Source organism: Zavarzinia sp. (assembly GCF_041650655.1).
Classification (GTDB): domain Bacteria; phylum Pseudomonadota; class Alphaproteobacteria; order Zavarziniales; family Zavarziniaceae; genus Zavarzinia.
Genome location: NZ_JBAZKR010000035.1, coordinates 16,507 through 42,865, shown reverse-complemented (window position 1 = coordinate 42,865; position 26,359 = coordinate 16,507). Strand labels below are relative to the sequence as shown.

Genomic DNA, 26,359 nt, shown 5'->3' with positions numbered 1-26,359 from the left:
CGCGCCGCGGCCGAGACCCACAAGGTGGGCGATCCGCTGGCGGAAGACACGGTGCTGGGGCCCCTGGTCTCCCAGCTCCAGTTCGACAAGGTGCAGCGCCTGATCAAGGCCGGCATCGACGAGGGGGCGACGCTGGTCAGCGGCGGTCTCGGCCGCCCGGCCGGGCTCAACCGCGGCTATTACGCCAAGCCGACCGTGTTCGGCGACGTGCAGCACGAGATGACGATCTCGCGCGAAGAGATCTTCGGCCCCGTGCTCTCGATCCTGCCCTACAAGACCGAGGCGGAAGCGATCGAGAAGGCGAACGACACGGTCTACGGCCTCGCTGCCTATGTCGCTTCGACCGATCTCGACCATGCCCGCGCCGTCGCTCGCCAGCTCCGCGCCGGCACGGTGAACATCAACTACCCCGATTGGGATACCCACGCGCCCTTCGGCGGCTTCAAGCAGTCCGGCAACGGCCGCGAATATGCCGATTGGGGCATGCACGATTTCCTGGAGATCCGGGGTATCGTCGGCTACGGCGCCTGAGCATCCGTCCCGTGCCCGGTTTCCGCCGGGCACGGGACCCATCATAACGGGGGAGGATTGGGGTGAGCGATACCGTGGCCCCGCGCCCGATCACGCTGAAGCCGATCGTCGAGTGCAGCCGGGCGCAGCAGGAAGCGATCCGCGACATCCGCAACCAGCCCGCCATCCGGGCCGCCATGTACAGCGACCATGTGATCGGCGAGGCGGAACATTTCGCCTGGCTCGAACGCCTGCGCGGCGACGAGCGGCAATTGATCTTCGCCGTGCTGGACGACACGGAAACCCCCCTCGGCATCGTCTCGGTCAATGCCTGGGACCGGCGCCACAAGCGTTCCGACTGGGCCTTCTACCTCGATGCGGCGGCGCGTGGCGGGCTCGGCGCGGCGCTGGAATTCTTCTTCCTCGACTTCGTCTTCGACACGCTCGGCATCGAGAAGCTGAATTGCGAAGTGCTGGAGACCAATCCCGCCGTGGTCGCCCTGCACCGGAATTTCGGCTTCGCCGAGGAAGGCTTCCGCCGCGCCAACGTGGAGAAGGACGGTCGGCGCATCGGTGTCCATTTCCTGGGCCTGACACGCGAGGAATGGCACGCCGGGCGTGCCGGCGTGGCCGAGCGTTTCGCCGACAAGCTGGCCCGTTTCTCGATCGCGCTGGCACCCGCTGCATGACCCTCGAGCTGATCCGCGTGCGCCGGACGGAGGAACATGTCGCGGCCCTCTACGAGCTTCTGAAGGCGCGCGTCCACAGCATCAGCCACCGGGACTTGCCGGATTACGCGGCGCACCGCGCCTTCGTGCTGAAGCATCCCTACCGGGTCTGGTACCTGCTGCGGGACGGCGGGCGCCTGGTCGGCACGCTCTATATCCTGTCGAGCAATTTCATCGGCATCTCCACCCTGCCGGGGGAGGAAGGGCAGGTCGCGGCGGCGCTGGACCAGGCGACGGCGCGCCACCGGCCGCTGCCCGCCATCCCTTCGGTCCGGGCCGGGCACTATGGGATCAATGTGGCGCCCGGCAATGCCGTCCTGATCGCCGAACTGGAGAAATATGGCGCGCGCCTCGCCCAGGTGACCTACGCCTTGCCTTGAGGGGCGGCCGGTCCTGGGGCTAGACTTGGCCCTGCACGTCCGGGGGAGGAGCGCATGAGGTTGGGGCTCGCGGTCGCTGTCCTGGCGGCATTGCTGGCGGCCGCCGTGGGGCCGGCGCTGGCCGAGGTCTCGGGGACCTATCGCTCCCAATTCGGCGAGCCCGTCGCCTTCGCGCTGAGCCACGGCGTCGCCGCCTATTACGACGACGCCGAGGGTCGGGAAGGGGGCAAGCCCTATTACCGCATCCTGCTCGCCTCGAAGCCGCTCGATGCTGCCCTGGCCTTGGTCGACATCGGCGTGGTGAAGTACCGGGGCACCGCTGAGGGTGGCGCCGTCCTGGCGCTCGAAGTGCCGGTCGAGGCGCCGGGGGCCGGGTCCTATAACGCCTACCTGCCCGGGGACGCCGGCTTGCAGTTCGGCACCGCCGACGTCGAGGCCCTGAAGGCGGGCGGCGACCGCCTGTCGGGTCGGGCGCTGATCGACGGCCAAGCGATCGCCTTCGACGTCGACCTGGTGCCGCGCCCGAAGGCCGAAGTGCTGGAAGGCGCCGCGGCGCGTGCCTCCGATCCCTACAAGGCCTATGACGCCATGCTGACCGCGGTGATGGCCGGCAAGCTGGAAGACGCCCTGAACTATGTCGCCGCAGGGGAGGAGGACAAGCTCAGGGCCGATTTCCCCGAGATGGTGTCCGTCTTCGAGGAATTCGGCGAGAATCACCTGAAGACGGTGCGCAGCAGCCCGCTCAAGGTCTTCGTCCGCGGCGATCAGGCGACCCTGGTGTGGGATGACGGCCTGTCCGCCGTGGCGGTGCGCGCCGGCGGGCGTTGGGGCATCTCGCTGATGTGACGGCTCAGCGGCCTTCCCAACTGCCGACGATCCGGTAGATCGCCTTCACGCGGGTGACGGGGAAGCTCAGGTCCCGGGTTTCCGGGTTGAATTCGCGGAGCACCAGCGTGTCGTCTGACTGGCGCAGGAACTGCTTCACGTAAGCCTCGTGGGCGCCGAGCTCGACCACCACGAAACAGCCCTTCACCGGCGGCAGGTTGGGGTTCACGAACAGAAGATCGCCCGCCTGATACTTGGGCTCCATCGAGTCGCCGACGGCATAGACGGCGAAGGCATTGGCGACGCCGGCCAGTTGCGCCGGCCGGTAGACATGTTCGAGCGCCTGGCCCTGGTCGACGAAAAGGGCGTTGGCGCCGCCCCGCGCCGCGCCGCAGACCGGCAGGTCGCGCGCCGGCACGCCGCCCGGGCCGAGCGCCCAGGGGCTGGCCGGCAGGGCATTGGTCGCGGGTTCCTCCGGCGGCAGCAGGTCCTTGGGCTCGCAGCCCAGCGGCTTTGCCAGGCGCAGCATCCAGTCGACCGTCAGGCGGCGCTCGCCCCGCTCCAGCTTCACGATCTGCGAGCGGACGGTGCCGGCCGCTTCGGCCAGCTGGTCCTGGGTCAGGCCGGCCCGGCGGCGCATTTCGGCCAGGCGATTGGACATGGATTGCTCCCGTTCCGTGTACATCCCTTCTACAGCATTTGCCCGGATTGGGCAAATTGTTCTTGTTTTGTTCCTTTTCAATGGTAGGCTTTGGCCCGTACAACGCAGGCGGGAGGGGCGGCATGTGGACGAGTGAGATGGTCGCGGCGCGGCTCGAGGAAGCGGCGGACACGCTGCGCCGCCTGCCCGATGCGGACGCCAAATTCCGCGCCGGCCTGCATTCCGCCTGGCCGGACGTGGTGCGGGAAGCGGTCACGGCCTATGCCGCCGCCGGCCCGCGTGTTCGCCTGGGGCCGCCGGCACCCGGGGCGATCGACCGGCTGGAGGCGACGATTTCCTGGCTCGCCTGGCTCACGGAAGCCCAGCGCCGCATCGCCTGGGCGCTCGCCTCCGGCCTCTCGGCCGCCCGCCTCGCCCGCATGATCGGCTGCCACCGCAACACGATCGCCAACCGCCAGGCCGCGGCGCTGCGCATCATCGCCGGAAGACTGAACAACGCCCCAGCGCCCGCCCTTCCAGGTGCAAGGGCCGGTGCATCTGGCGCCTGAGAGCCAAAGTAAATGGGCCATTGAGGCCCCGCGGCGCTTCAGCGGAGCGAGCCAAGGCCGCGGCCGCGGCCGCCCGGCGCCTGAGGGCCAAAGGAATATGGGCCATTGAGGCCCCGCGGAGCTTCAGCGGAGCGAGCCAAGGCCGCGGCCGCGGCCGCCCGGCGCCTGAGGGCCAAAGAAATATGGGCCATTGAGGCCCCGCGAAGCTTCAGCGGAGCGAGCCAAGGCCGCGGACGCGGCCGCCCGGCGCCTGAGGGCCAAAGAAATATGGGCCATTGAGGCCCCGCGGAGCTTCAGCGGAGCGAGCCAAGGCCGCGGACGCGGCCGCCCGGCGCCTGAGGGCCTGCCAGAGGCCTAAGGCGCGAACTGCTCGGTCAGGATGCGTTCGCCGAGCGCGCCGCCGGGATCGAACAGGAGCTGGAGGGCGATCGAGCGGTCTTCCTCGATCTCGACTTCGACGATGCTGCGCACTTCATTGTGGTCGGCCACGGCGGAGACGGGGCGCTTTTCCGCTTCCAGGACTTCGAGGCGGACGACGGCCTCGTGATGGAGCAGGGCGCCGCGCCAGCGCCGGGGGCGGAAGGCGCTGATCGGGGTCAGCGCCATGACGCCGGCGTTGAGCGGCAGGATCGGGCCATGGGCCGAGAGGTTGTAGGCCGTGCTGCCGGCCGGGGTCGCCAGCAGGATGCCGTCGCAGGTGAGCGATTCGAGGCGCATCCGGTTGTCGACGAAGATCCGCAGCTTGGCCGCCTGGTGGGTCTCGCGGAAGAGCGAGACTTCGTTGATGGCATGGGCCTCGGTGATCTTGCCGTTCCGGCCGCGCGCCTTCATGCGCAAGGGATGCAGGGTCGAGGATTCGGCGACCGCGAGGCGGATCAGCAGGTCGTCCTCGGCATAGGGGTTCATCAGGAAGCCGAGGGTACCCTGGTTCATGCCGTAGATCGGCAGTTGCTGGCCATGGAAGCCGCCGGTCATCACCCGGTGCAGGCAGGACAGCATGAGCCCGTCGCCGCCCAGCGCCACGATCACATCGGCATTGTCGCCGGCATCGCCATAGCGCTGGCGCAGGCGCTTCAAGGCGGCCTGGGCTTCCGGGGATTCGGAAGCGACGAAAGTGACGCGGTCGCGAGTCATGATGCTGGTCAGCCGCCCGTGGTGTTCATGTGGCGCTTGACCGCCGGTGCAGCGCCCGGCCGGTCGATCACGAAGTCGTGGCCCTTGGGCTTGCGGGCGATCGCGGCATCGATCGCGGCGTGGAGCACGCGGTCGTCGTCGGTCTCGCGCAGCACGGCGCGAAGATCCGCCGCGTCGTCCTGGCCGAGGCAGAGGTACAGGGTGCCGGTGCAGGTGAGACGCACGCGGTTGCAGGATTCGCAGAAATTGTGGCTGAGCGGGGTGATGAAGCCGATCCGCCGCCCGCTGCCCTGGACATGCATATAGCGGGCCGGCCCGCCGGTCCGATAGGCGCTCGGCGCCAGGGTGTAACGCGTCTCGATCTGCCGGCGGACGGCGTCGAGCGGCAGGTAGTGATCGGTGCGGTCACCGTCGATGTCGCCCATCGGCATGGTTTCGATGAAGGTGATGTCCAGGCCGGCTTCATGCGCGAAGGCGACCAGGGGCAGGATCTGCTCCTCGTTCACGCCCTTGAGCGCCACCGTGTTCAGCTTGACCGCGATGCCGGCCGCCCGCGCGGCCGCGATGCCGTCCAGCACGGGGGCGAGGTCGCCCCGGCGGGTGATGCGGCGGAATTCGTCCGGATCCAGCGTGTCCAGGCTGACGTTCACCCGGCGCACCCCGGCGGCCGCCAGCTCGGGCGCGAAACGGGCGAGTTGGGAGCCGTTGGTGGTCAGGGTCAATTCGTCGAGCGCGCCGCTCTTCAGGTGGCGGCCCAGGCTCGAAATCAGGGTCGTCAGGCCCCGGCGTACCAGGGGCTCGCCCCCGGTCAGGCGGAGCTTGCGCACGCCGCGTGCTACGAAGGCGCTGCACAGCCGGTCCAACTCCTCGAGCGTGAGGAGGTCGGCCTTGGGCAGGAAGGTCATCTCTTCCGCCATGCAGTACTGGCAGCGGAAGTCGCAGCGGTCGGTCACCGAAACGCGCAGATAGGTGATCCGCCGGGCGAAGGGATCGACCAGCGGGCTGTCCTGCGGCGGGGCAAAGGTTCCGTGCATGGCCCCTCTTATGGCACGGAATTTCCGCCGCCACCATTGCGCGCCGCTTGACCTGGACTTGCGCTGCCGGAACCATCCCGGCAACGACGGGGGAGCGCATGGCGGGCAAGCGGCAGATTCTGGCGATCGATCAGGGCACCACCTCGACCCGGGCGATCCTCTTTTCGGAAGATGGCACCCCAGGGGTGGAGGCGCGGCGCGAGCTTCGCCAGATCTATCCCGCCGAAGGCTGGGTCGAGCACGACGGCGAGGAGATCTGGGCCGCGACCCTGGAGGTGGTGCGCGAGGTGCTGGGCCATGCCGGCGTCGCCGCCCGCGATATCGCGGCGATCGGCATCACCAACCAGCGCGAGACGACATTGGTCTGGGAGCGCAAGACCGGCCGGTTGCTGCACCATGCCATCGTCTGGCAGGACCGCCGCACGGCCGAGACCTGCGCCCGCCTGAAGGCGCAGGGGGCGGAGGCCCTGGTCACCGCCCGCACCGGCCTGCTGCTCGATCCCTATTTCTCGGGCACCAAGCTCGCCTGGATCCTCGACCATGTACCGGAGGCGCGCCGCCTGGCGGCACGGGGCGAGCTCGCCTTCGGCACGGTCGACTGCTATCTCCTGTGGCGGCTGACCGGCGGCAAGGTCCATGCGACCGACGCCACCAATGCGGCGCGCACGCTGCTCTACGACATCCATGCCCAGCGCTGGGACCCGGAACTGCTCGACCTCCTCGGCATCGACGCCAGCCTGCTGCCCGAGGTGCGGGACTCGGCGGGCGATTTCGGCGCCACCGATCCCGGCCTGTTCGGCGCCGCCATCCCGATCCGCGGCATCGCGGGGGACCAGCAGGCGGCGGCGGTCGGCCAGGCTTGTCTCGCCCCCGGCACGATCAAGGCGACCTATGGCACCGGCTGCTTCGTCCTGGTCAATACCGGGGACTGCGCCATCGCCTCCGGCCACCGGCTGCTCTCGACCGTGGCGCTGCGCCTGGGGGGCAGGGCCAGCTATGCCCTGGAAGGTTCGATCTTCGTCGCAGGCGCCGCCGTGCAATGGCTGCGCGACGGCTTGCATCTGTTCAAGGGCGCGGCCGAGACGGAAGCCCTGGCGCGGGCGGCGCGGCCGCGGTCGCAGGCCTATATGGTGCCGGCCTTCACCGGCCTCGGCGCACCCTATTGGGACCCGGATGCGCGCGGTGCCCTGCTCGGCCTGACGCGGGATACCGGCATTGCGGAAATCGTCCGCGCCGCCCTCGAATCCGTGGCCTTCCAGACGCGCGACCTGATCGAGGCGATCGGCGCCGATCTCGCCGCGCAAGGGCGGCCGCTGCCCGCCTCGCTCCGCGTCGACGGCGGCATGGTGGTGAACGACTGGGCCATGCAGTTCCTGGCCGACATGCTGGGCATTCCGGTCGAGCGCCCGAAGGTGACCGAGACGACGGCGCTCGGCGCCGCCTTCCTGGCCGGGCTCGGCGCCGGGATCTATGGTTCGACCGACGCCATCGCCAAGGCCTGGGCCCTCGACCGCGCCTTCGAGCCCGCCATGGGCGCCGACGAGCGCCAGGCCCGCTGGGACGGCTGGCGTGCCGCCGTCGCCCGGGTGTTGAGCCGGGCGGAGGGGTGACGCCGGTCGCTGCGGGCGGTCGCCCCGGCCATTCTCAAGCGGCCGCCAGGGCGCGCATGACGGCTTCCGGGTCCCGGCTGATCACGCGGAGATAAGCGGTCAGGGCGGTATCCGGCCTGGTACCGCGGGCCTGCTCGATATCGCGCAGGCGGCCATGACTGATGTGAAAACGAGCGGCGAATTCGCGCTGGGTCAGTCCGAGCGCCTTGCGGGCACGCTGGGCCAGGGCGGCGACGCGGATCCGCTCGATTTCGTCTTCCGACATCGGCGGATTGTCGGGGTCTGTCAGGGCTGCGGCGGTGATTTGCTCGTCGGTCATGGTGTCCTGGGCAGCCAGCTCGGCGGCGGAGAACTTCGGCGGATTGGCGGGGTCAAGTTTCAAGCGGGCCATAAGTGCGGTCCTCCTGTTTGTTCGTGCGACGGGCGGAGATCACCCAGCAAATGTCGCCGCGCATGGTGAAAACGAGGGCATAGAGTTTGGTGCCGATGCGACCGATCGCCTTGAAGCGCTCCTCGCCGTCGTCGACGCGGATGGTGGGAACGACGACAGCCTTCGGGTCCAGGAAAACCGCGATGGCACCATTGGACGAAACATGGTGCTTGGTCGCGTTGGCCGCGGCTTTGGCGGGATTCCAATCGAATTCGGTCGGCGTCCTCATGACGCGAATGTACTGAATTTCCGCACTTTTGGCAAAGGAGCGGATGCGGAAGTTCCGTATAGTTTTGTTGATGCCACGCGGGGGCGCACCCCCGGGAACCGCTTTTTTCATTGGAGCCACCGGTTCCGCCCGCGTAGCATCCCGCTTCGATCCTCGGAACGGTGAGTGGAATGCGGGCGCGTCTCTGGCCGGCACGAAAACGCCGGCCGGCGCCGGAAGCGGCCCCGGTCGATGCGGTCGCGAGCCTCGTCCAGCAGCGCAAGGCGGCCGGCTCGCGCCCCGGGCAGCGGGACGACGGCTGCCGCCTCGCCCTGGTGATCGAGGGTGGCGGGATGCGCGGCGTGGTCGGGGGCGGCATGGTCGCGGCGCTCGAGGCGCGTGGGCTGGTCGATTGCTTCGACGCGGTCTATGGCACTTCGGCGGGGTCCTGCGCCGCCGCCTATCTGCTGGCGGGCCAGGCGCTCTACGGCACGCGGATCTTCTACGAGAATATCAACAATCCGACCTTCCTTCGCCTCGGCCGGGCGCTGATCCGCCGGCCGGTGATGAACATCGATTATCTGATCGACCAGGTGATGACCCGGATCCGTCCGCTCGATACGGCGCGCATCCTGGCCTCGCCCATTTCCCTGACCATGATGGCGACCGACGTGGCCGACGGCTCCGCCGTGGCCCTGACGGGCTTTTCCAGCGGGGAGGAGATCCTGACCGGGCTGCGCGCCTCGACCCGGCTGCCCCTGGTGGGCGGGCCGCCGGTCGCCGGGCCGGGCGGGCGGCGATTGGTCGACGGCGCCCTGTCGATGCCGATCGCCTATGCCCTGGCGGCGGCGGAAGGGGCGACCCATATCCTGGTGCTGGCGACGCGGGCGGAAAAGCCGGGCATCGACGGCGGTCCCAGCCGGCCCACGGTGGCGCGCCTGCTCGCCCGCCACATCTCGCCCGCCATCGCCGAAGCCTATATGAACCGGCCGGCCCGCTATTACGACATGGTGGCCAAGCTGGCCGGCCCGCGCCTGCCCATGGGCGCGGAACCCCATCTGGCCGTGGTGCGGCCGAGCCGGCGGCTTCGCGAGGTGCGCAAGATCGAACGCGGCCGCGGCCGCCTGCTCAAGGGCGCCAATGCCGGCTGGAAGGCCGTGCTGTCGTGGCTGGGCGAGGCGGAACCGCCGCCGTTCCCCGATCTGGCGGTCCGGCGCCTGCGCATATCCCCCATCTCCAGGCGGCGATAGAAGGGCCGGCGGCTTCGTCTATCGTGTTCCCCCGATAAGGGAGGGACCGAATGGCCGACTACACGCTCTATTGCTTCGCCCAGTCCGGCAACGCCTATAAGCCGGCGCTCTACCTGGCGCTGGCCGGGGCCGACTGGACGCCCCGTTTCGTCGACTTCTTCAATGGCGAGGTAAGGACGCCCGCCTATCTCGCCATCAACGAAATGGGCGAAGTGCCGGTCCTGGAGCACGGGGCGGTGCGCCTGTCGCAATCCGGCGTGATCCTGGATTATCTGGTCGAGCAACTGGGCCAGTTCGGCTGGCGCGACGATACCGAGCGGCGCGAGATCCTGCGCTGGATCCTGTTCGACAACCACAAGTTCACGTCTTATATCGCGACCTATCGCTTCCTCTTGAATTTCGCGCCCAGGCCGGCGGCGCCGGAAGTCTTGGAATTCATGAAGGGCCGGGTGCGCGCCGCCATCAAGGTCCTGGCCGGGCACCTGAACGGGCGGGATTTCGTGGTCGGCGACCGCCTCACCATCGCCGACCTGTCGCTCGCCGGCTATGTCTATTACGGCGCTGAATTCGGCGTCGACTGGGCCAAGGATTATCCGCCGATCCATGCCTGGGCCGAGCGGATCAAGGCGCTGCCCGGCTGGCAGCACCCCTACGACCTGATGCCCGGCCATCCGCTGCCCGGGCGCTGAGATCAGGCGTTCAGGTCCTCGCGGCGGCAGCCCTCGATTTCGAGGATGAGGTCGGGGCCATAGGCCCCGGCCGGCGTCTGATAGCCGGGCAGGGCGCCGCCATGGGCTGCCTTGCCGGCGATCAGCAGGGCGGTTTCCGCGGTCAGGGCATAGGGCTCGATCACCTCGAGCCGGCTGCGCACCACCCGGCCCGCGGCATTGCGCGCTTCGCCGAGCAGGGTCGCCCGCGCGGTCTGGCGCACGCGGGCATCGGGGCCTGGCGGCATGGTCCAGGTGACGAGCTGCTTCAGGATCGCCTGCATGGGCCCGGTGCCCATGAATTTCCGCACCGCCCTGGGCAGGCCCAGCGCCCGTTCCAGGGGACCACTCGATTCGAAGAAGACTTCGATGTCGGGAATCCCGGTCGAATGGAAGGCGGTGGCGACATCGCCCCAGGAAACCCCGATCGCGGCGACCGGCCCCTTGCCGAAATCGATCTGCCGCCGGGGCACGCCGTCGATCTCCATGATCCGGCCGCCGCGGCGGACGGCGGTGCCGCGCGCGACCGCCTCGATCGAGGTCTTGGCCGTGCCGCGCGACATGTTGGTGAGCCCGGCCATGGCGAGGGTGAGCGAGGTCGCATCCGGCAGGCGGCGCTTGACATGGAGGGCGAGGCAGTCCGACGGCACGACGTCGAAGCCGACGCCGGGCATCAGCATGACGCCGGCCGCCCGTGCCTTCTCGCCGAGGGCCGCGCAACGCTCGAAGATCTCGATCTCGCCCGTGATGTCGAGGTAATGCACGCCGTTTCGCAGGCAGGCTTCGACCATGGGGGCGGAGGTCGCGGAGAACGGCCCGGCGACATGGAGCACCACCGCCTTGCCCTGGAGCGCGCGGTCGAGGCCGGCCGGATCGCCCAGCGAAACCGCCAGATGCTTCAGGCCGAGGGGCTGCGCCACCGCCGCGACACCCTGGGCGTCGCGCCCGGCGCAGACGAGGTCGATGCCCCGCCGCGCCGCCTTTTCGGCGATCAGGCGGCCGGTATAGCCGGTCGCGCCATAGAGAAGGATGGTCCCGGTCATCGTCTCTCTCCTCGTTTGCCGGCAGCAATAGCACGGATGGCGCCTGCGCGGCACGGGTTGCATCTCCGGCCCGGCGCCACCACAATCCCGCGGGCCACGGGGGATGACATGATCGAGGTCGAAGGGCTGATTTTCGACTATCCGGCCAAGCGCGCGCTGGATGGGGTGAGTTTCTCGATTGCGCCCGGCACGGTGACCGCCCTGGTCGGCCCGAACGGCGCCGGCAAGACGACGCTGCTCCGCTGCCTCGCCTCGCTCGAAGTGCCCTATGCCGGCACGGTGCGGCTGGGCGGCATCGACACGGCCGAAGAACCGCGCAGGGCGCGCCGGCTGCTCGGCTTCCTCGACGAATTCTTCGGCCTCTACGACGACCTCACGGTGTTCCGCTGCCTGCTCTATTGGGCGGGGGCGCATGGCGTGCCGGGGGACCAGGCCCAAGCCGCGCGCGACGCGGCGACCCGCCTCGGCCTCGGCGACCGGCTCGAGGAAAAGGCCGGCGGCCTGTCGCGCGGGCTGCGCCAGCGCCTCGCCATCGCCCAGGCGATCATCCACCGCCCGCGCATCCTCTTGATGGACGAGCCCGCCTCCGGCCTCGACCCGGAAGCCCGCGCCGGTCTCGCCGACCTGATCCGTGGCCTGCAGTCCGAAGGCATGACGGTCGTCGTCTCGTCCCACATCCTGGCCGAGCTCGAGGATTATTCGAGCCATATGCTGATCGTCGACAACGGCAGGATCGTCGACCATGCGCCGATCGGCGGCCGCGAGCCGGGCCATGTGCCCACGCGCCGGCTCCGCCTCGTGCTGGCCGGGGCGGCGGACCCGTCGGCGCTCCTGGCCGGTTACGCCGATGTCGTCGTCGGCCCGGACGGGCACAGCGCCACCTTCGATTTCCCGGGCGATCTCGCGGCCCAGGCGGCGCTGCTGCGCGACCTGGTGGGCCGCGGCCTGCCCGTCGCGGCCCTGGCCGAGGACCATGGCAGCCTGCAGGACCGCTATCTCGAAAAGGTGAGGGCGGCACGGACATGAGCGCACTCAATCCCGAATTCCGCCGTAACCTCTGGCTCGAACTCTCGACCCAGCGGCTGATCGCCATGCCGGCGATCCTCTTCCTCGTCTTCCTGCTCGGCTGGACCTTCGACAAGGCCGCGGGCATGGCCGGCGCCGCCATGATCGTGGGCTGGCTGCTGCTCGTCTTCTGGGGCACCAGGCTCGCCTGCGACGCATGGTTTCCGAGGTCCAGGCGCGCACCTGGGACGGCCAGCGCCTGTCGGGTATCGGGCCTTTCGCCATGACCCTGGGCAAGCTCTTCGGCGGCACCTCCTATGCCTGGTACGGCGGCCTCATGTGTCTCGCCGCCGTGCTGCTGGGCGGCGGCCTCGCGGGCGATCCTTGGGCGCCCGTCCGCCTGGTCGAGACCGGGCTGTTCGCCCAGGCGGTGGCGCTCTGGTTCGGGCTGGTGCAGCTTCGCCTGCAGGCGGGTGTCCGCCGCTTCCAGATCACTTTCGCCCAGATCCTGGCGATCCTCGTCTCGGCCCAATTCGCCCCGGCGCTGACCCGTTTCGACGTTTCCGTGACCTGGTACGGGATGAGTTTCCCCGCGGCCGATTTCGCCCTGTTCGCGACCGGACTCTTCACCGTCTGGGCCTGGGTCGGCTGCTGGCGCCTGATGCGGGCCGAGCTGCAATACCGCTGCCGGCCGATCGCCTGGGTCACCTTCCTGTGCTTCCTCTTCGTCTTCGTCGGCGGTTTCACCGGGGGCGTGTTGCAGGCGATCGCGATCCGCGAGTTCGAAGGCGGGCTGATCGCCAATACGCTGGGCTTCCACGTCCTGCTCGGGGCCAATTGGCTGGCCGCCTTGCTGGAGCCGAAGAGCATCGTCCGCCTGCGCCGGCTGGGTGAACGGGCAAAGCGCGGCGAGATCGGCCGTGCCCTCGAAGACCTGCCGATGTCGGTCGCCGGCCTGCCGGTCGTCTTGCTGCTCGGCATCGCGGCGGTGGCGAGCCTGGGAGGGGACGGCGCTGCGGCGGGCCAGCTCGGCTCCGAATTCCTGTTCCTGCTGCGCGACGGGCTGCTGATTTATTACGTCGTCCTCGGGCCGTCGGCCCGGCGCGGCCATGTCGCCGCCATGCTCTATCTCGTCGTGCTCTACGGCCTGGTGCCGGCGCTCCTCGAAGGGGCGGGCGGGGGCGAGGTGATCGCCGCCTTCCTGCCGCTCGGCGGCATTTCGCCGGTGATCGGCATCGTCGGGCCGCTCGTCCAGGTCGCGGGTTTCGCCGTCCTGCTGGCGACCCGCTTCACCACGCCCCGGAGGGACCGGCCATGACGGAAATCTGGCGCAATTGGTCCGGGCTTCAGACCGCCTCGCCGGCCGTCGCCTTTACCCCGGTCGAGGAGACCGGGATCGTCGCCGCCGTGCGCGAGGCGGCGGCGCGCGGACTGCCGCTTCGCGTCGTCGGCAGCGGCCATTCCTTCACGCCGCTCTGCGTCACCGGGGGCGCCCAGCTCACCCTCGCCGGCCATGCCGGGCTGATCGCGGTCGAGGGCGAGCAGGCGACGGTGAAATCCGGCACCACGATCCGCAGCCTCGGCCCCTTGCTGCGCCAGCGGGGCCTTGGCCTCGCCAACCAGGGCGACATCGATGCCCAGGCGATCGCCGGTGCCGTGGGCACCGGGACCCACGGCACGGGCAAGGGCCTCGGCAATTTTTCCTCGATGGTGCGGGGGCTCAGGCTGGTCACTGCGGATGGTTCGGTGATCGATTGCGACGGGGAGCACGAGCCCGAGATCTTCGCCGCCGCACGTTGCTCGATCGGTGCGATCGGCATCTTCTCGACCCTGACGCTGGCCTGCGTGCCCGCCTATTCGCTCCGCGAGGGATTGACGGTCCGCTCGCTCGACAGCGCGCTTTCAGGCTTCGCGGAGGAAGCGGCGGGCCATCGCCATGCCGAATTCTTCTGGTTCCCGCTCTCCGACAAGGCAGTGGTGAAGACTCTGGACCCGACCGATGCCGCTCCCTCGCGCGGGCGCCGTTTCCGGGGTGTCAAGGAACTGGTGCTGGAGAATGGCGCGCTCTGGACTATGGCCCAGCTCGCGCGCGTGCTGCCGCCGCTGACCGGCCCGCTCGCCCGCTTTTCGGCAGTGCTGGGCGGCGGGGGCGGTTTCGTCGACCATTCGGAACGGCTCTTCCCCTCGAACCGGCTCGTCCGCTTCAACGAGATGGAATATGCCGTGCCGGCGGAGCAGGGGCTCGACTGTATCGCCGAGATCCGCGCCTGGTTCCGCCAGACCGGAACCCGCGTCTATTTCCCGGTCGAATTCCGTTATGTCGCCGGTGACGACGTCTGGCTCAGCCCCTTCTCGGGGCGGGACAGTGCCACGATCGCCGTGCACCGCCTGGCGGGCGAGGATTTCACCGCCTATTTCGCCGCTATGGAGGCGATCTTCGCCAATCACCGCGGCCGGCCTCATTGGGGCAAGCTCCATACGCTGAAGGCGGCGCAACTGGCCGCCCTCTATCCCGACTGGGAGCGTTTCCAGGCGGTGCGCCGCCGGCTCGATCCCAAGGGCCTGTTCCTGAACGACTATCTGCGCGGGCTGTTCGAGCCTCAGGCGTGATCGTGGCCGCAGGGGCGGAAAGTCTCCGCCTCTGCAAGCCCGGCCACGTCCGCCTTGCGGAAGAAGCAGGTGCGGGCGCCGGTGTGGCAGGCAGCCCCGGTCTGGTCGACGATGGCGAGCAGCGTGTCGCCGTCGCAGTCGATCCGAAGCTCGCGCAGGTGCTGCTCGTGGCCCGAGGTATCGCCCTTCCGCCACAGCGCTTGGCGCGAGCGCGACCAATAGACGACGCGGCCGCTCTTCAGCGTCTCGATCAGCGAGTCCCGGTTCATCCAGGCCATCATCAGGACTTCGCCGCCGTCATGGGCCTGGGCGATCGCCGGCACCAGGCCCTGGGCGTCGAATTTCACCGCCGCGAGCACCCGTTCGATCGCGCTGTCGTCCATCACCGTCCACTCCTGCGTGATAATATCACATGGGCTTGTAGCATCCCCGGCCCGAGGCGGTATAGTGCATGGCAATGAGTAACCACCATCCCCACGCGCATGACCACGACCGCTGCATCGCCGACGCCCTGTCGCGCGCGGAGGCGCTGTGCGCCGATCGCGGTGCCCGCCTGACCGATCTGCGCCGCCAGGTCTTCGAGCTGGTGCTGGGTAGCCACCGGCCGGTCGGCGCCTATGATCTGGTGGCCCGCCTGGGCGAAGTCGAGGGCAAGACGGTGGCACCCCAGACGGTCTATCGCGCCCTGGATTTCCTGATCGAGCAAGGCCTGGTGCACCGCATCGCCTCGCTCAACGCCTTCGTCGGCTGCAGCCATCCCGGCACCGACCACGCCGGTCAGTTCATGATCTGCAACCGCTGCCACGAAGTCGCCGAATTGGGCGACCCCGCCGCCATCGCCGACCTCGCCGCCCGCGCCGCCGCCCAGGGCTTCAAGGTCGACACGGTATCGATCGAACTGACGGGCACCTGCGCGGCTTGCCGGGCGGGTTAAGGGCGCAAGGGAATCCAAAGGCCGGCCATGGCCTCTTCGATCTCGGGAATTCGGCAAGGGGCGAGTTGGCGCCAACCTTCGTCGAAACGTTGCGCGATCAGGGTGGGGCGTCCGACGGTGCTGTTGTCGAAAATGTGGCCGGCGTCGGCCTGCTCGGCGAACCGGCGGAGGCTGTAGACCGACTTGTGCCATCGGGAGACGATCCGGTCCGACGGCACGTCATGGCCTCCACCGGCGACGCGCTGGCTTACACGCTCGATCGAAAGCTGAGGGTCGCGCAGGACGACGTAGGTCAGGACAAACAGAAATCCCTTGGCCTTCGCGAGGGTCACGCGCGGCCAATATTTGCCGGATGAAAGCACTGTCTCGACCATAAAGCTGCGCTCATCCCGAATGCAGGCGTCGACACGGGCATCGGCTTCCCGGGCGGCACGCAGGCTCCGTTTGTCTTCCGGTTCCGTGGGGGCGTCGCGCCGCATTTCGGCTGCTATGTCGTCGGCGTTGATGTGCTCAAGACCGGGTGGTGGAATCAAATGCGACCGCGCAACCGTCGATTTTCCTGAACCGTTGGGCCCGGCGACCAGCCACATCAACTGCATCGCCGTTCGCTCCCGTCATCAGAGCTTTGTGGGTCGTATGCCGGGTATCAATAGGCGGAACCGGTTGCTTTGTGACCCGGCGAACGGACCAGCTTGGTGCGGCCAGTTCCCCGGCCTTTGCGGACATCGGGGTGCGCCGAATTCTCCCAGAGGGTCTTTATGACAAGGGCATGCGCAGAGGCCGCCGCGGTTGGCCCTTCGGGCAAGTCGCCGGCGACGGTGATGCCGGCCTCCCGTGCCTGCCGAACAGCCTCGGTCGCAGCACGGGTGAAGGCAGCCGTGAGGGCTGCACCAAATGTCTCCGACCGCAATTCGGCAAGAGACATCGCCGAACTCGGCAGGTCGGAGCGCTGTCCCTGAGTCGTCTTCGTCATGGCCTCGATATGGGATCGCCGATGAACAATGCTCATAACTTTCTTCTCGATACTGCCCTCTGTCCACTTCAAAGCAAGGTTCACCCCCCGGCCATCCGTGCGAAGCCGGCCTCCAGGTCGGCGATCAGGTCGGCCGGGTCTTCGAGGCCGGCGTGGAAGCGGAGCAGGGGGCCGGGCTCGGTCCAGCGGGTAGCGCTGCGCAGGCTCTCCGGGTGCTGGGGGATGCACAGGCTCTCGTAGCCGCCCCAGGACCAGCCCATGCCGAAGAATTCGAGACCGTCGAGGAAGGCGGCCAGGGCGTCGTGTGAAACCGGGTGAAGCAGGGCGCCGAAAAGGCCGCTCGCCCCGGTGAAGTCGCGCTTCCAGAGGGCGTGGCTGGGGTCGCCGGGCAGGCCCGGGTGCAGCACGCGGGCGACTTCCGGACGGGCCTGGAGATAGCGGGCGAGGGCGAGGCCGGTCTCCTGGTGCCGCTCCAGGCGGACGGCGAGGGTGCGCAGGCCGCGCTGCGCCAGATACATGTCGTCCGGCCCGGTCCACAGGCCGAGGTCGCCCGCCGTCCGCTGCAGCCGCGGGAAGATCTTCTGGTTCGCCACGATGGTGCCGATCAGGGCGTCCGAATGGCCGACGATATATTTGGTCGCCGCCTGGATCGAAACGTCGACGCCTAGGCTCAGCGGCTTGAAGAAATGGCCGGCGGCCCAGGTATTGTCGATCGCGGTCACGATCTCGTGATCGGCCGCTTTGGCCGCGGCCACGATCGCCGGCACGTCCTGCACCTCGAAAGTGAGGGAACCCGGGCTCTCCAGGAAGATCACGCTGGTATTCGGCCGGATCAGGGCGGCGATGCCGGCGCCGACCAGCGGATCGTAATAGCTCGTCTCGACGCCGAGGCGGGTCAGCACGCCGTCGCAGAAATTGCGCGTCGGGCCATAGCAGGTGTCGACCATCAGGACATGGTCGCCCGCCTTCGCGAGGCCGAGCAGGGCGGTGGTGCAGGCCGAGAGGCCGGACGGCGTAATGACGCAGCCGGCGCCGCCTTCGAGCGCCGCCATGGCTTCGGCGAAGGCGAAACTGGTCGGTGTGCCGCGCCTGCCATAGGTGACGCGGCGGGGATCGTCGCTCGGCCTGTGGGCGGCCTCGATCGCGTCGAGGGTCGGGAACAGGATCGTGGAGACGTGATAGACCGGGGGATTGACCGCGCCCTGGTGGTCGAACGGCCGGCGGCCGGCGTGGACGATTTCCGTATCCGGGCGAGCTTTGCGCGACACTTCCGTCTCCTTCTCTCGAAGGAGTTTTGATAGCCGAAGGCGGGCCTTCTGTCGCCCCGGCTGTGGCTCTTGTCGCACTGCCTAAAGAGCGGGCGCAAATGCCAAAGTGCGCTGTGCGGCGCACAAAATCTGCGCCATCCGGCTTGGCAAGCCGCGCGATTGGCTGTTAGCGTAACCCTCGATCGGATTGAATCGAGACAAGATCGACCGGTCAGCCATTGCCAAAAGGGGGCTTCCTGAGATGAACAAGCTGAGCCAGTTCACGATTGGCGCGCTGCTGGCGCTCGGTACCGTTACCGCAGCGCAGGCCGGCACGCTCGACGACGTGAAGAAAAAGGGCTTCGTGCAATGCGGGGTCAGCGCCGGCCTCGCGGGCTTCTCCGCGCCCGACGACAAGGGTAATTATTCCGGTATCGACGTCGACGTGTGCCGCGCCGTGGCCGCCGCCGTGTTCAGCGACGCCACCAAGGTGAAATTCACGCCGCTGACCGCCAAGGAGCGCTTCACCGCCCTGCAGTCCGGTGAAGTCGACCTGCTGTCGCGCAACACCACCTGGACCCTGAACCGCGACACGGCGCAGGGCCTGTCCTTCACCGGCGTCACCTATTACGACGGTCAGGGCTTCATGGTGCGGAAGTCGCTGGGCATCACCTCGGCGAAGCAGCTCGACGGCGCCTCGATCTGCACCGAGACCGGCACCACGACCGAGCTCAACCTGTCGGATTTCTTCAAGACCAACGGCCTCAAGTACACCGTCGTCGCGCTGGGCTCCAATTCGGAAGCCGTCGCGGCCTATGACTCGGGCCGCTGCGACGCCTATACGACCGACGCCTCGGGCCTCTATGCCACCCGTATCGCGCTCTCCAAGCCCGACGACCACATGGTGCTGCCCGAGATCATCTCGAAGGAGCCCCTGGGCCCGGTCGTCCGCCAGGGCGACAGCCAGTGGTTCAACGTCGTGAAGTGGTCGCTCTTCGCCATGGTCGCGGCCGAAGATTACGGTCTGACCGCCGCCAATGTGGAAGAGCAGAAGAAGTCGTCGACCAATCCCGAAGTGCGCCGCATGTTGGGCGTCGAGGGCGAATTCGGCACGCCGATGGGCCTCTCCAACGACTGGGCCTATCAGATCGTGAAGCAGGTCGGCAATTACGGTGAAATCTTCGACCGCAACGTCGGCGAAGGTTCGCCGCTGAAGATCGCCCGCGGCATCAACGCGCTGTGGAACAAGGGCGGCCTGCAGTACGCCCCGCCGTTCCGCTGATCGGACACAAGGGAAGAGCCAGTCGCGGCGCATCACGGGAAACCTCGTGATGCGCCGTCTTGCTTTACAGGGCCGAGGGTCCGGCTGCGGTCGGTGAAGGGGGCGATGCATGGCTAAGGAAGACGGGACGGCGAGCGGGCGCGGCACATCGATCTGGAACGATCCGGCGTTCCGTTCTGTGGTCTTTCAGGTGGTCCTGCTGGTCGGGGTGGTGGTGGTCGGCTGGTACCTCTATTCCAACACGTCCCACAATCTGGCCAGCCGCAACATCAATACGGGCTTCGGCTTCCTGTTTCAGCCTTCAGGCTTCGACATCATCCAGTCCCTGATCCCCTATGGCCAGTCGGCCACCTATGGCGAAGCCTTCATCGTCGCCCTGCTGAACACCGTACTGATCTCGGCCATCGGCATCTTCTTCGCCACGGTCATCGGCTTCGCCATCGGCATCGCCCGGCTGTCGGGCAATTGGCTGATCTCGAAACTGGCCATGGTCTATGTCGAGGTGCTGCGCAACATCCCGTTGCTCTTGCAGATTTTCTTCTGGTATTTCGCCGTGTTGCGCACCCTGCCGGGGCCGCGCCAGTCGCTGTCGCCCTTCGACGGCATGTTCCTGAACCAGCGCGGCCTCTATGTCCCGGCGCCGGTCGCACTGGACGGTTTCTGGGTCGTGCCGGTCGCCCTGGTGCTCGGCATCGTGGCGGCGATTGCCATCACCCGATGGGCGCACAAGCGGCTGGAAGCCACGGGCAAGCTGTTTCCCGCCTTCTGGGCCGGGCTCGGCGCCATCGTCGGCCTGCCGCTGCTGGCCGCGGCAGCGGCCGGCTTCCCGCTCACGTTCGACTATCCGACCTTGCAGGGCTTCAACTTCAAGGGCGGCCTGGTCATGATCCCCGAGTTCATGGCCGTGCTCTTCGCGCTCTCGCTCTATACCGGGGCGTTCATTTCGGAAGTGGTGCGGTCCGGCATCCTGGCCGTCTCCAAGGGCCAGTCCGAGGCCGCGGCAGCGCTGGGGCTGCGCCGCGGCCTGGCACTTCGCCTGGTGATCATCCCGCAGGCGATGCGGGTGATCATTCCGCCGCTGACCAGCCAATATCTGAACCTTTTGAAGAATTCCTCGCTCGGCGCCGCGGTCGGCTATCCCGAACTGGTCGCGGTGGTTGCCGGCACGGTGCTGAACCAGACCGGCCAGGCGATCGAGGTGATCGCCCTCACCATGGCGGTCTATCTGACCTTCAGCCTGATCATTTCCTTCCTGATGAACATGTACAACGCCCGCAAGGCGTTGGTCGAACGCTGAGGGGGAGACGGCAGATGGCCAACGGCACCACCCCCGATACCGGCGATTTCGTCTTCACCCCGACGCCGCCCCAGCCGCCGCCGGCCAATATGGTCGGTATCGTCGGCTGGCTGCGCAGCAATCTGTTCAAGGGCTGGGTGAATACCGGCCTGACCCTGCTGGCGCTCTTCATCCTTTACGAGACCCTGCCGCCGCTGATCGAATGGGCGTTCATCAACGCCACCTTCTCCGGTGCGACGCGCGAGGCCTGTGCCACTGCGACCGGCGCCTGCTGGACCTTCATCTCGGTCCGCTTCAACCAGATCCTGTTCGGCTTCTATCCCGAAGGCGAGCAATGGCGGCCGATACTGGTTTTCTTCGTCGGCTTCATGGCGCTGATCTCGACGGCCTTCCGCTCGCCCGCGCGGCGCTGGACCGTGCTCTTCCTGCTCACCGCCTATCCGGTGCTGGCCTTCGTGCTGCTGACCGGCGGCTTCCTGGGCCTGGAGGAGGTCGAGACGTCGCGCTGGGGCGGCCTGACCGTGACCCTGGTGGTTTCGGTCACCGGCATCGTGGCGTCCTTCCCGATCGGCATCCTGCTCGCTCTCGGGCGGCGCTCGAACATGCCGGTGGCGCGTTCGGCCTCGGTCGTCTTCATCGAGGTGGTGCGCGGCGTGCCGCTGATCTCGGTGCTCTTCATGGCCTCGGTCATGCTGCCGCTGTTCCTGCCGGAAGGGGTCAATTTCAACAAGCTGCTGCGCGCGCTCGTGGGCGTCACCCTGTTCACCGCGGCCTATATGGCGGAAGTGGTGCGCGCCGGCCTGCAGGCGATCCCCAAGGGGCAATACGAGGGGGCCAAAGCGCTCGGCCTGTCCTATTGGCAGATGATGCGCATGATCATCCTGCCCCAGGCCCTGAAGCTGGTGATCCCGTCGATCGTCAACAGCTTCATCTCGCTCTTCAAGGACACCACGCTGGTCTACATCGTCGGCCTGTTCGACGTTCTCGAAGTGATCCGGGTCGCGACCAAGGATTCCAACTGGATCGGCCTGGAGAAGGAAGGCTACGTCTTCGCCGCCCTGGTGTTCTGGGTCTTCTGTTTCACCATGTCCCGTGTCTCGCTCATGATCGAGCGCCGCCTCGATACCGGCCACCGCAAGTGACGGAGTAGGAATCTGATGACCATCCCCATTCCCGCCGTTTCCGACAAGGTCGCCATCGTCCTGGACAATGTGAACAAGTGGTACGGCGAGTTCCATGTCCTGCGGAACGTGAACCTGACCGTCCACAAGGGCGAACGAATAGTCATCTGCGGCCCTTCGGGGTCGGGCAAGTCGACCATGATCCGCTGCATCAACCGGCTGGAGGAACACCAGAAGGGCAAGATCGTGGTCGACGGCATCGAACTCACCAATGATCTCAAGCGGATCGACGACATCCGCCGCGAGGTCGGCATGGTGTTCCAGCACTTCAACCTGTTCCCGCATCTGACCGTGCTGCAGAACTGCACGCTGGCCCCGATCTATGTCCGCGGCATGCCCAAGAAGGATGCGGAAGAGATCGCGATGAAATACCTGCAGCGGGTGCGCATCCCCGAGCAGGCCAACAAGTTCCCCGGCCAGCTCTCGGGCGGGCAGCAGCAGCGCGTGGCGATCGCCCGGGCGCTGTGCATGAATCCCAAGATCATGCTGTTCGACGAACCGACCTCGGCGCTCGATCCCGAGATGGTGAAGGAAGTGCTCGACACCATGGTCTCCCTCGCGGAAGAGGGCATGACCATGCTCTGCGTCACCCACGAGATGGGCTTCGCCCGCCAGGTCGCCAACCGGGTGATCTTCATGGACCGGGGCGAGATCGTCGAGCAGAACGAGCCGAACGAATTCTTCGCCAATCCGCGGAGCGATCGGACCAAGCTGTTCCTGTCCCAGATCCTGCACTGAGGCGGTTGGCGCCTCAACCCTGCTGGTTCGCGGCCAGCCGCGCCGCGAATTCCTCGACCGGGATGGCGCGGCCGAAGAAGAAGCCCTGGCCCACGGTGCAGCCGAGCAGCACCAGGGCCCGGCGCTGTTCCGAGGTTTCGATCCCCTCGGCGACGCATTCGACCGCCAGCGTCTTCGCCATGGTCAACACGATGGCGGCCAGGCTGTTCTTGGCCCCGCGCACGCTGAGTTGGCGCACGAAACTGCGGTCGATCTTCAGGATGTCGATGGGCAGGCGATCGAACTGGCCGAGCGAGGAATAGCCGGTGCCGAAATCGTCCAGCGCGATCCGGTAGCCGGCGGCCTTCAGGGCCCGCACCTGGTCGAGCGCGGTTCCCGATTCCTGCATCGCGATGCTCTCGGTCACCTCGAACTCCAGCGTCTCCGGCCCGAGGCCGACGCTGCGCGCCAAGTCGATGACGTGGCCGGCGAAGCCCGGATTGTTGAGGTCGACCATCGACAGGTTGACCGCGATCGGTACCCGGTGCGAGACGTCGCGGGTCATCCGGGTCCGGCCCAGGGTGCGGATCACGAAATCGGTCAGGGCCATGATCTGGCCAGACGCCTCGGCGATCGGGATGAATTCGTCGGGCAGGACGACCTGGCCGTCGACCGACCAGCGCAGCAGCGCCTCGGCCCCGACGATGGTGCCCGACATCAGGTTGACCTTCGGCTGAAGATGCACCGAAAGCCCTTCCTCGTTGGCCAGCGCCTGGGACAGGGCGAGCTCCAGATAGACCCACCGCTGCTCCTGCGCCCGCATCGCCGCGTCATAGAACAGGCATCGCCCCTCGTGCCGGCGGCGGACGTGGAGCAGGGCGGAGATCACCCGGCGCAGGATCGCCTGCGGCTCGTCGCCGAGGTCGAGAAGATCGGCCGCGACACCGGTGATGCCCGGTTTGAACTGCACGCCGCCGACGTCACACAGCGCGGTCGCGGCGTCGTGCAGCCGATCGGCATCGATCGCCGTCCTGGGGGCGAGCACGGCCAGGAATGCATCGCCGATGCGGGCGACCAAGCCGTCCGGCCCCACCGCGCCCACGATATGGTCGTGGATCGACAGGAGGCAGTGGTCGGCTGCCCTGATGCCGTGCAGGGCGGCGACGTTGCGGTGCGATTCGACCAGGACGAGGGCGATTCGGCAGGATTCCCCACCCCGGTCGAGGCAATCACCCAGCGCCGCCTCGACGGCGTTCAGATTGGGAATGTCAAGGGTCTGGTCGACATAGGCGAGCCGGTCCAGCCGCTCGATCAGGGTCAGGGTTTCGAGGGCGATTTCGACCGCGGTCTCGAACAATCGGAACAGTGCCGGCGTGCCGGGTAGCGAGGCCGGGCCGGGCGACAGAATCACCGCCGACAGGGCGCGGCCCGAGGCCGCCTGGAAGCGGAGACAGAGCGCTTCTGCAGGCGCTTCGTCTGCCGATCCGCCGGCCAGCAGGTCGTGCAACCAAGCCGGTTCGATTTCGGCCAGCGCGTGGCCGGTCCAGGCGGCCAGGCAGCCGCGCGCATGGATGATGTGCCCGCCCGCCGGGCCGCCGTCCGAAATGCCGAGATCGCAGATAATCCCGTCGGTCGGTGTGCCGGTCATGGCCGCGATCTCTTCGATCAGGGCTTCGGCAAGCTGGCCGATGGCGGTGCAGCGGGCCAGCCGCGCGGCACCGCTGGCGGCGCGTTCCAGCAACAGTCTTTCCTGGGCCAATTGGTGCATCCGCTCGAAACCGCGAATGCCCGCCTGCAGGATGGTGGCCATGCGTTCCGGCACCAGGTCGGATTTGGTGCAGACGTCGTCGATCTCGAAGCCGGTGGCATCGGGCAGGGGAGCCGTGGCCTCGGCCCGCAGGATCACGCGCATCTCGACCAGGCCGGCATCGCGCCATTCCCGCAGCAGACGCACGCCGGCGCCGCTGCCGCCGAGATCGACGCCGAGAAGGGCGACCGCGATGTCCCGCTCGCGCGACAGGAGCAGGCACGCCTCCTCGCAGGAGCGGGCGTGAAGCAGGTCGATCTGGCGCCCCTGGACTTCGGTGCTGGCGAGCGCCGAGCGGGCGCGGGTATGAATGTCTTCGTCGTCGTCGGCGATCAGCACCAGCCAGACGGAGGCAGTGCCACCGCGCGTAGAGGCCCACGGCAGCGGCGGTGTGGCCTGCCTCGCCGGCATGTCGCCTCCGTCACTCATCATGGCGGCTCGCACCTCCAGGCATGTCGACCACAGCCGGAGTCACAGGCCGGGAGACCCATGCACCGCGTGACCAACGAACGCACCACGGGACCACTATCGACAGAATTGTTTAATCGCTGCCGATGCTTGCGCCCCTATCTTCAGGACAGCGTAGGGCACGGCACAAGCGTTAACAAGAGGACGTGTCCACCCTGAGTAGTCGTGCCGGCCGGTTCGGCGACAGGCGGGGTCACCCAGCGCGCTGCATCTTCCGGCGGCGCGGACGCGGACAGACGCAAACTCGAAATGTCGGAAAAGAAAGAGGGAAGCGATGGCATTCCACCGCTTCCCTCTGATCTGGCTCCCCGGGCCGGATTCGAACCAGCGACCAACCGGTTAACAGCCGGTTGCTCTACCGCTGAGCTACCGGGGAACAGCCGGACGAACCGGCGAAATCGTTCCCGCCGAAGCGGAGGCGGGCCTTATACACCGTGCTTCGGTGCCTGCAAAGCCCTTTGTTCTCCTGGAGGCGACGACCGGAATCGAACCGGTATACACGGATTTGCAGTCCGCTGCGTAACCATTCCGCCACGTCGCCCCGCGGGAGAGCGGCGGATATAGCAGAGCGTCCGGAGGATGGCAATAAACAGCGCGTCGGCGCTGCCGCAATTACCCTTTCGGCCGCGTTGTCAGGGGCGAGGGGACCTCGTATAAGTCGGGGATCACTATCGTAGCGGATCAGAGACATGGCCGATTTCGCCGCCCTCCGGCGCCTCATGCTGGATAGCCAGATCAAGCCGAACAAGGTGACCGACACCCGTGTTCACGAGGCGCTGATGAGCGTGCCGCGCGAGAATTTCGTGCCCGACGCCCTGCGCACGGTCGCCTATGTCGACGAGGACCTGTCGATCGGCGGCGGCCGCTACCTGATCGAGCCCCGGGTCTTCGCCCGCATGCTCCAGGAAGCCGGCATCCGCGCCGGCGAGAAGGTGCTCGATCTCGGTGCCGGCGGTGGTTACACCACGGCGGTGATCGGCCATCTGGCCGCCAGCGTGGTCGCGGTCGAGGCGGACAAGGCCCTGGCCGATGCCGCCAAGGCGTCGCTCGCCGGCCTCGGAATCGGCAACGCCACCGTGGTGGTGGGTGATCCCGCCAAGGGCCAGGCCGCGGCCGGCCCCTTCGACGTCATCCTGATCGAAGCCTCCGTCCCCGAAGTGCCGGCAAGTCTGTTCGAGCAGCTCGCCGACGGCGGGCGTCTGGTCGCCGTGCTGCGCGACGGTCCGATCGGCGTCGCCACCCTGTTCTCCAAGTCGGGCGGCGTGGTCGGCCGGCGTCCGCTGTTCGACGCCGCGACCCCGATTCTGCCGGGCTTCGAGCGTCCGGCCGCCTTCGTCTTCTGATCCGATGGCGGTCACCCAATTGCCGCCCGAGGGCCTGGCCGAAAAGCTGGCCCGGGGCGAGACTCCCTATCTCCTGGACGTGCGCGAGCCCTGGGAGTTCGAAATCTGCCACCTGGCTGGCGCGGTCAACCTGCCGCTCGGCCTTTTGGCGCGGCAGTTCGATCCGACCGTGCTGCCCGAAGGGCGCGAGGTCGTGGTGATCTGTCATCACGGCATGCGCAGCCTCCAGGCGGCGATGTGGCTGCAGTCGCGCGGCGTCGAGGGCGTCCTCAATCTGGCCGGCGGGATCGACCGCTGGGCGGCCACGGTCGATCCGGCAATGGCCCGTTATTGACCCGATTTCACGCCGCATGCCGTGGTATGACGGCAGGAATGCAGCAAACGGCAGTTGACGCCGCGCTAGAATGAACGTTCATTCTATGGTGTC

At 67.9% G+C, this 26,359-nt stretch carries 30 protein-coding genes and 2 tRNA genes; 19 read left to right on the top strand and 13 right to left on the bottom strand.

The features are described 5' to 3' along the window. From WC493_RS10140 to WC493_RS10125, 4 genes are all read left to right on the top strand, one after another. Nucleotides 1-531, top strand: a 531-nt coding sequence (locus WC493_RS10140; protein ID WP_373065172.1) for an aldehyde dehydrogenase family protein, incomplete at its 5' end; no start/stop codon positions are given. Nucleotides 532-593: 62 nt separating this feature from the next. Beyond that, nucleotides 594-1,199, top strand: a complete 606-nt coding sequence (gene pseH, locus WC493_RS10135; protein ID WP_373065170.1) for a UDP-4-amino-4,6-dideoxy-N-acetyl-beta-L-altrosamine N-acetyltransferase — start codon at nucleotides 594-596, stop codon at nucleotides 1,197-1,199. After that, nucleotides 1,196-1,618, top strand: a complete 423-nt coding sequence (locus WC493_RS10130) for a hypothetical protein (RefSeq protein WP_373065168.1) — start codon at nucleotides 1,196-1,198, stop codon at nucleotides 1,616-1,618. Before pseH ends, WC493_RS10130 begins: the two co-directional genes overlap by 4 nt. A gap of 54 nt (nucleotides 1,619-1,672) precedes the next feature. Next, nucleotides 1,673-2,464, top strand: coding sequence for a hypothetical protein (locus WC493_RS10125; RefSeq protein WP_373065166.1), 792 nt, complete (start codon nucleotides 1,673-1,675; stop codon nucleotides 2,462-2,464). A gap of 4 nt (nucleotides 2,465-2,468) precedes the next feature. Here WC493_RS10125 and WC493_RS10120 read toward each other — a convergent pair whose 3' ends face one another. Beyond that, the gene (locus tag WC493_RS10120) at nucleotides 2,469-3,104 is read right to left on the bottom strand and encodes a S24 family peptidase (RefSeq protein WP_373065164.1); all 636 of its coding nucleotides are present in this window, start codon (nucleotides 3,102-3,104) and stop codon (nucleotides 2,469-2,471) included. A gap of 122 nt (nucleotides 3,105-3,226) precedes the next feature. Here WC493_RS10120 and WC493_RS10115 point away from each other — a divergent pair, with 122 nt between their 5' ends. Further along, nucleotides 3,227-3,652: a DUF6362 family protein gene (locus WC493_RS10115; RefSeq protein WP_373065162.1), complete on the top strand. Its 426-nt coding sequence runs from the start codon at nucleotides 3,227-3,229 to the stop codon at nucleotides 3,650-3,652. Nucleotides 3,653-4,006: 354 nt separating this feature from the next. Here WC493_RS10115 and WC493_RS10110 read toward each other — a convergent pair whose 3' ends face one another. After that, on the bottom strand, nucleotides 4,007-4,786 hold the full coding sequence (locus WC493_RS10110) for an NAD kinase (protein WP_373065160.1): 780 nt from the start codon (nucleotides 4,784-4,786) through the stop codon (nucleotides 4,007-4,009). Nucleotides 4,787-4,794: 8 nt separating this feature from the next. Further along, nucleotides 4,795-5,820, bottom strand: coding sequence for a GTP 3',8-cyclase MoaA (gene moaA / locus WC493_RS10105; protein WP_373065158.1), 1,026 nt, complete (start codon nucleotides 5,818-5,820; stop codon nucleotides 4,795-4,797). Nucleotides 5,821-5,918: 98 nt separating this feature from the next. Here moaA and glpK point away from each other — a divergent pair, with 98 nt between their 5' ends. Beyond that, on the top strand, nucleotides 5,919-7,430 hold the full coding sequence (gene glpK / locus WC493_RS10100) for a glycerol kinase GlpK (protein WP_373065156.1): 1,512 nt from the start codon (nucleotides 5,919-5,921) through the stop codon (nucleotides 7,428-7,430). Nucleotides 7,431-7,464: 34 nt separating this feature from the next. Here glpK and WC493_RS10095 read toward each other — a convergent pair whose 3' ends face one another. Continuing rightward, nucleotides 7,465-7,821, bottom strand: coding sequence for a helix-turn-helix domain-containing protein (locus WC493_RS10095; protein WP_373065154.1), 357 nt, complete (start codon nucleotides 7,819-7,821; stop codon nucleotides 7,465-7,467). Next, a complete protein-coding gene (locus WC493_RS10090; RefSeq protein ID WP_373065152.1) occupies nucleotides 7,802-8,200 on the bottom strand; it encodes a BrnT family toxin in 399 nt (132 codons plus the stop codon). The genes WC493_RS10095 and WC493_RS10090 overlap by 20 nt, the downstream gene beginning before the upstream one ends. A gap of 59 nt (nucleotides 8,201-8,259) precedes the next feature. On the opposite strand from WC493_RS10090, the gene WC493_RS10085 reads away from it, so the two are divergent. Both WC493_RS10085 and WC493_RS10080 read left to right on the top strand, forming a co-directional pair. Next, on the top strand, nucleotides 8,260-9,318 hold the full coding sequence (locus WC493_RS10085; RefSeq protein WP_373065150.1) for a patatin-like phospholipase family protein: 1,059 nt from the start codon (nucleotides 8,260-8,262) through the stop codon (nucleotides 9,316-9,318). A 50-nt stretch (nucleotides 9,319-9,368) separates the two neighbouring features. After that, complete coding sequence (locus tag WC493_RS10080; protein ID WP_373065148.1) at nucleotides 9,369-10,007, top strand: glutathione S-transferase family protein; 639 nt, start codon at nucleotides 9,369-9,371, stop codon at nucleotides 10,005-10,007. A 2-nt stretch (nucleotides 10,008-10,009) separates the two neighbouring features. On the opposite strand, the gene WC493_RS10075 is transcribed toward WC493_RS10080, so the two are convergent. Beyond that, a complete protein-coding gene (locus WC493_RS10075) occupies nucleotides 10,010-11,068 on the bottom strand; it encodes a trans-acting enoyl reductase family protein (protein ID WP_373065146.1) in 1,059 nt (352 codons plus the stop codon). 108 nt (nucleotides 11,069-11,176) lie between these two features. Here WC493_RS10075 and WC493_RS10070 point away from each other — a divergent pair, with 108 nt between their 5' ends. From WC493_RS10070 to WC493_RS10055, 4 genes are read left to right on the top strand one after another with little or no spacing between them, the layout of a single operon-like run. Then, entirely contained in the window at nucleotides 11,177-12,094 is a 918-nt protein-coding gene (locus tag WC493_RS10070) for an ABC transporter ATP-binding protein (protein WP_373065144.1), read from the top strand. Continuing rightward, nucleotides 12,091-12,360: a hypothetical protein gene (locus tag WC493_RS10065; RefSeq protein WP_373065142.1), complete on the top strand. Its 270-nt coding sequence runs from the start codon at nucleotides 12,091-12,093 to the stop codon at nucleotides 12,358-12,360. The genes WC493_RS10070 and WC493_RS10065 overlap by 4 nt, the downstream gene beginning before the upstream one ends. Continuing rightward, the gene (locus WC493_RS10060) at nucleotides 12,291-13,391 is read left to right on the top strand and encodes a hypothetical protein (protein ID WP_373065140.1); all 1,101 of its coding nucleotides are present in this window, start codon (nucleotides 12,291-12,293) and stop codon (nucleotides 13,389-13,391) included. The genes WC493_RS10065 and WC493_RS10060 overlap by 70 nt, the downstream gene beginning before the upstream one ends. Continuing rightward, nucleotides 13,388-14,683 carry a D-arabinono-1,4-lactone oxidase gene (locus WC493_RS10055; protein WP_373065138.1) on the top strand — a complete coding sequence of 432 codons (1,296 nt, stop codon included), beginning with the start codon at nucleotides 13,388-13,390 and terminating at the stop codon, nucleotides 14,681-14,683. The genes WC493_RS10060 and WC493_RS10055 overlap by 4 nt, the downstream gene beginning before the upstream one ends. Here the strand turns inward: WC493_RS10055 and hisI are convergent. Then, complete coding sequence (gene hisI / locus WC493_RS10050) at nucleotides 14,674-15,066, bottom strand: phosphoribosyl-AMP cyclohydrolase (protein WP_373065176.1); 393 nt, start codon at nucleotides 15,064-15,066, stop codon at nucleotides 14,674-14,676. The genes WC493_RS10055 and hisI overlap by 10 nt on opposite strands. A 68-nt stretch (nucleotides 15,067-15,134) precedes the next feature. On the opposite strand from hisI, the gene WC493_RS10045 reads away from it, so the two are divergent. After that, nucleotides 15,135-15,617 (top strand): Fur family transcriptional regulator, encoded by a 483-nt coding sequence (locus WC493_RS10045; RefSeq protein WP_373065136.1) that lies wholly within the window; start codon nucleotides 15,135-15,137, stop codon nucleotides 15,615-15,617. On the opposite strand, the gene WC493_RS10040 is transcribed toward WC493_RS10045, so the two are convergent. The 3 genes from WC493_RS10040 to metC are packed head-to-tail and all read right to left on the bottom strand — an operon-like array spanning nucleotide 15,614 to nucleotide 17,858. Beyond that, the gene (locus tag WC493_RS10040) at nucleotides 15,614-16,216 is read right to left on the bottom strand and encodes an AAA family ATPase (RefSeq protein ID WP_373065134.1); all 603 of its coding nucleotides are present in this window, start codon (nucleotides 16,214-16,216) and stop codon (nucleotides 15,614-15,616) included. The genes WC493_RS10045 and WC493_RS10040 overlap by 4 nt on opposite strands. 47 nt (nucleotides 16,217-16,263) lie before the next feature. Continuing rightward, nucleotides 16,264-16,626, bottom strand: coding sequence for a hypothetical protein (locus tag WC493_RS10035; protein ID WP_373065132.1), 363 nt, complete (start codon nucleotides 16,624-16,626; stop codon nucleotides 16,264-16,266). Between the two features lie 44 nt (nucleotides 16,627-16,670). After that, on the bottom strand, nucleotides 16,671-17,858 hold the full coding sequence (gene metC / locus WC493_RS10030; protein ID WP_373065130.1) for a cystathionine beta-lyase: 1,188 nt from the start codon (nucleotides 17,856-17,858) through the stop codon (nucleotides 16,671-16,673). Nucleotides 17,859-18,099: 241 nt separating this feature from the next. On the opposite strand from metC, the gene WC493_RS10025 reads away from it, so the two are divergent. From WC493_RS10025 to WC493_RS10010, 4 genes are all read left to right on the top strand, one after another. Continuing rightward, nucleotides 18,100-19,119: an amino acid ABC transporter substrate-binding protein gene (locus WC493_RS10025; protein WP_373065127.1), complete on the top strand. Its 1,020-nt coding sequence runs from the start codon at nucleotides 18,100-18,102 to the stop codon at nucleotides 19,117-19,119. 109 nt (nucleotides 19,120-19,228) lie between these two features. Then, nucleotides 19,229-20,416: an amino acid ABC transporter permease gene (locus WC493_RS10020; RefSeq protein ID WP_373065125.1), complete on the top strand. Its 1,188-nt coding sequence runs from the start codon at nucleotides 19,229-19,231 to the stop codon at nucleotides 20,414-20,416. Nucleotides 20,417-20,430: 14 nt separating this feature from the next. Further along, complete coding sequence (locus WC493_RS10015; protein ID WP_373065123.1) at nucleotides 20,431-21,558, top strand: amino acid ABC transporter permease; 1,128 nt, start codon at nucleotides 20,431-20,433, stop codon at nucleotides 21,556-21,558. Nucleotides 21,559-21,573: 15 nt separating this feature from the next. Then, entirely contained in the window at nucleotides 21,574-22,335 is a 762-nt protein-coding gene (locus WC493_RS10010; RefSeq protein ID WP_373065121.1) for an amino acid ABC transporter ATP-binding protein, read from the top strand. A gap of 13 nt (nucleotides 22,336-22,348) precedes the next feature. Here WC493_RS10010 and WC493_RS10005 read toward each other — a convergent pair whose 3' ends face one another. The 3 genes from WC493_RS10005 to WC493_RS09995 all read right to left on the bottom strand — a co-directional run bounded on the left by WC493_RS10005 (nucleotide 22,349) and on the right by WC493_RS09995 (nucleotide 25,130). Continuing rightward, nucleotides 22,349-24,532: a putative bifunctional diguanylate cyclase/phosphodiesterase gene (locus WC493_RS10005; RefSeq protein WP_373065119.1), complete on the bottom strand. Its 2,184-nt coding sequence runs from the start codon at nucleotides 24,530-24,532 to the stop codon at nucleotides 22,349-22,351. Between the two features lie 358 nt (nucleotides 24,533-24,890). Then, nucleotides 24,891-24,965, bottom strand: a tRNA-Asn gene (locus WC493_RS10000). A 91-nt stretch (nucleotides 24,966-25,056) separates the two neighbouring features. Beyond that, nucleotides 25,057-25,130, bottom strand: a tRNA-Cys gene (locus WC493_RS09995). 148 nt (nucleotides 25,131-25,278) lie between these two features. Here WC493_RS09995 and WC493_RS09990 point away from each other — a divergent pair. Both WC493_RS09990 and WC493_RS09985 read left to right on the top strand, forming a co-directional pair. After that, nucleotides 25,279-25,932 (top strand): protein-L-isoaspartate O-methyltransferase, encoded by a 654-nt coding sequence (locus tag WC493_RS09990; RefSeq protein ID WP_373065117.1) that lies wholly within the window; start codon nucleotides 25,279-25,281, stop codon nucleotides 25,930-25,932. Nucleotides 25,933-25,936: 4 nt separating this feature from the next. Further along, nucleotides 25,937-26,266 carry a rhodanese-like domain-containing protein gene (locus tag WC493_RS09985; protein ID WP_373065115.1) on the top strand — a complete coding sequence of 110 codons (330 nt, stop codon included), beginning with the start codon at nucleotides 25,937-25,939 and terminating at the stop codon, nucleotides 26,264-26,266. Nucleotides 26,267-26,359 lie beyond the last annotated feature (93 nt).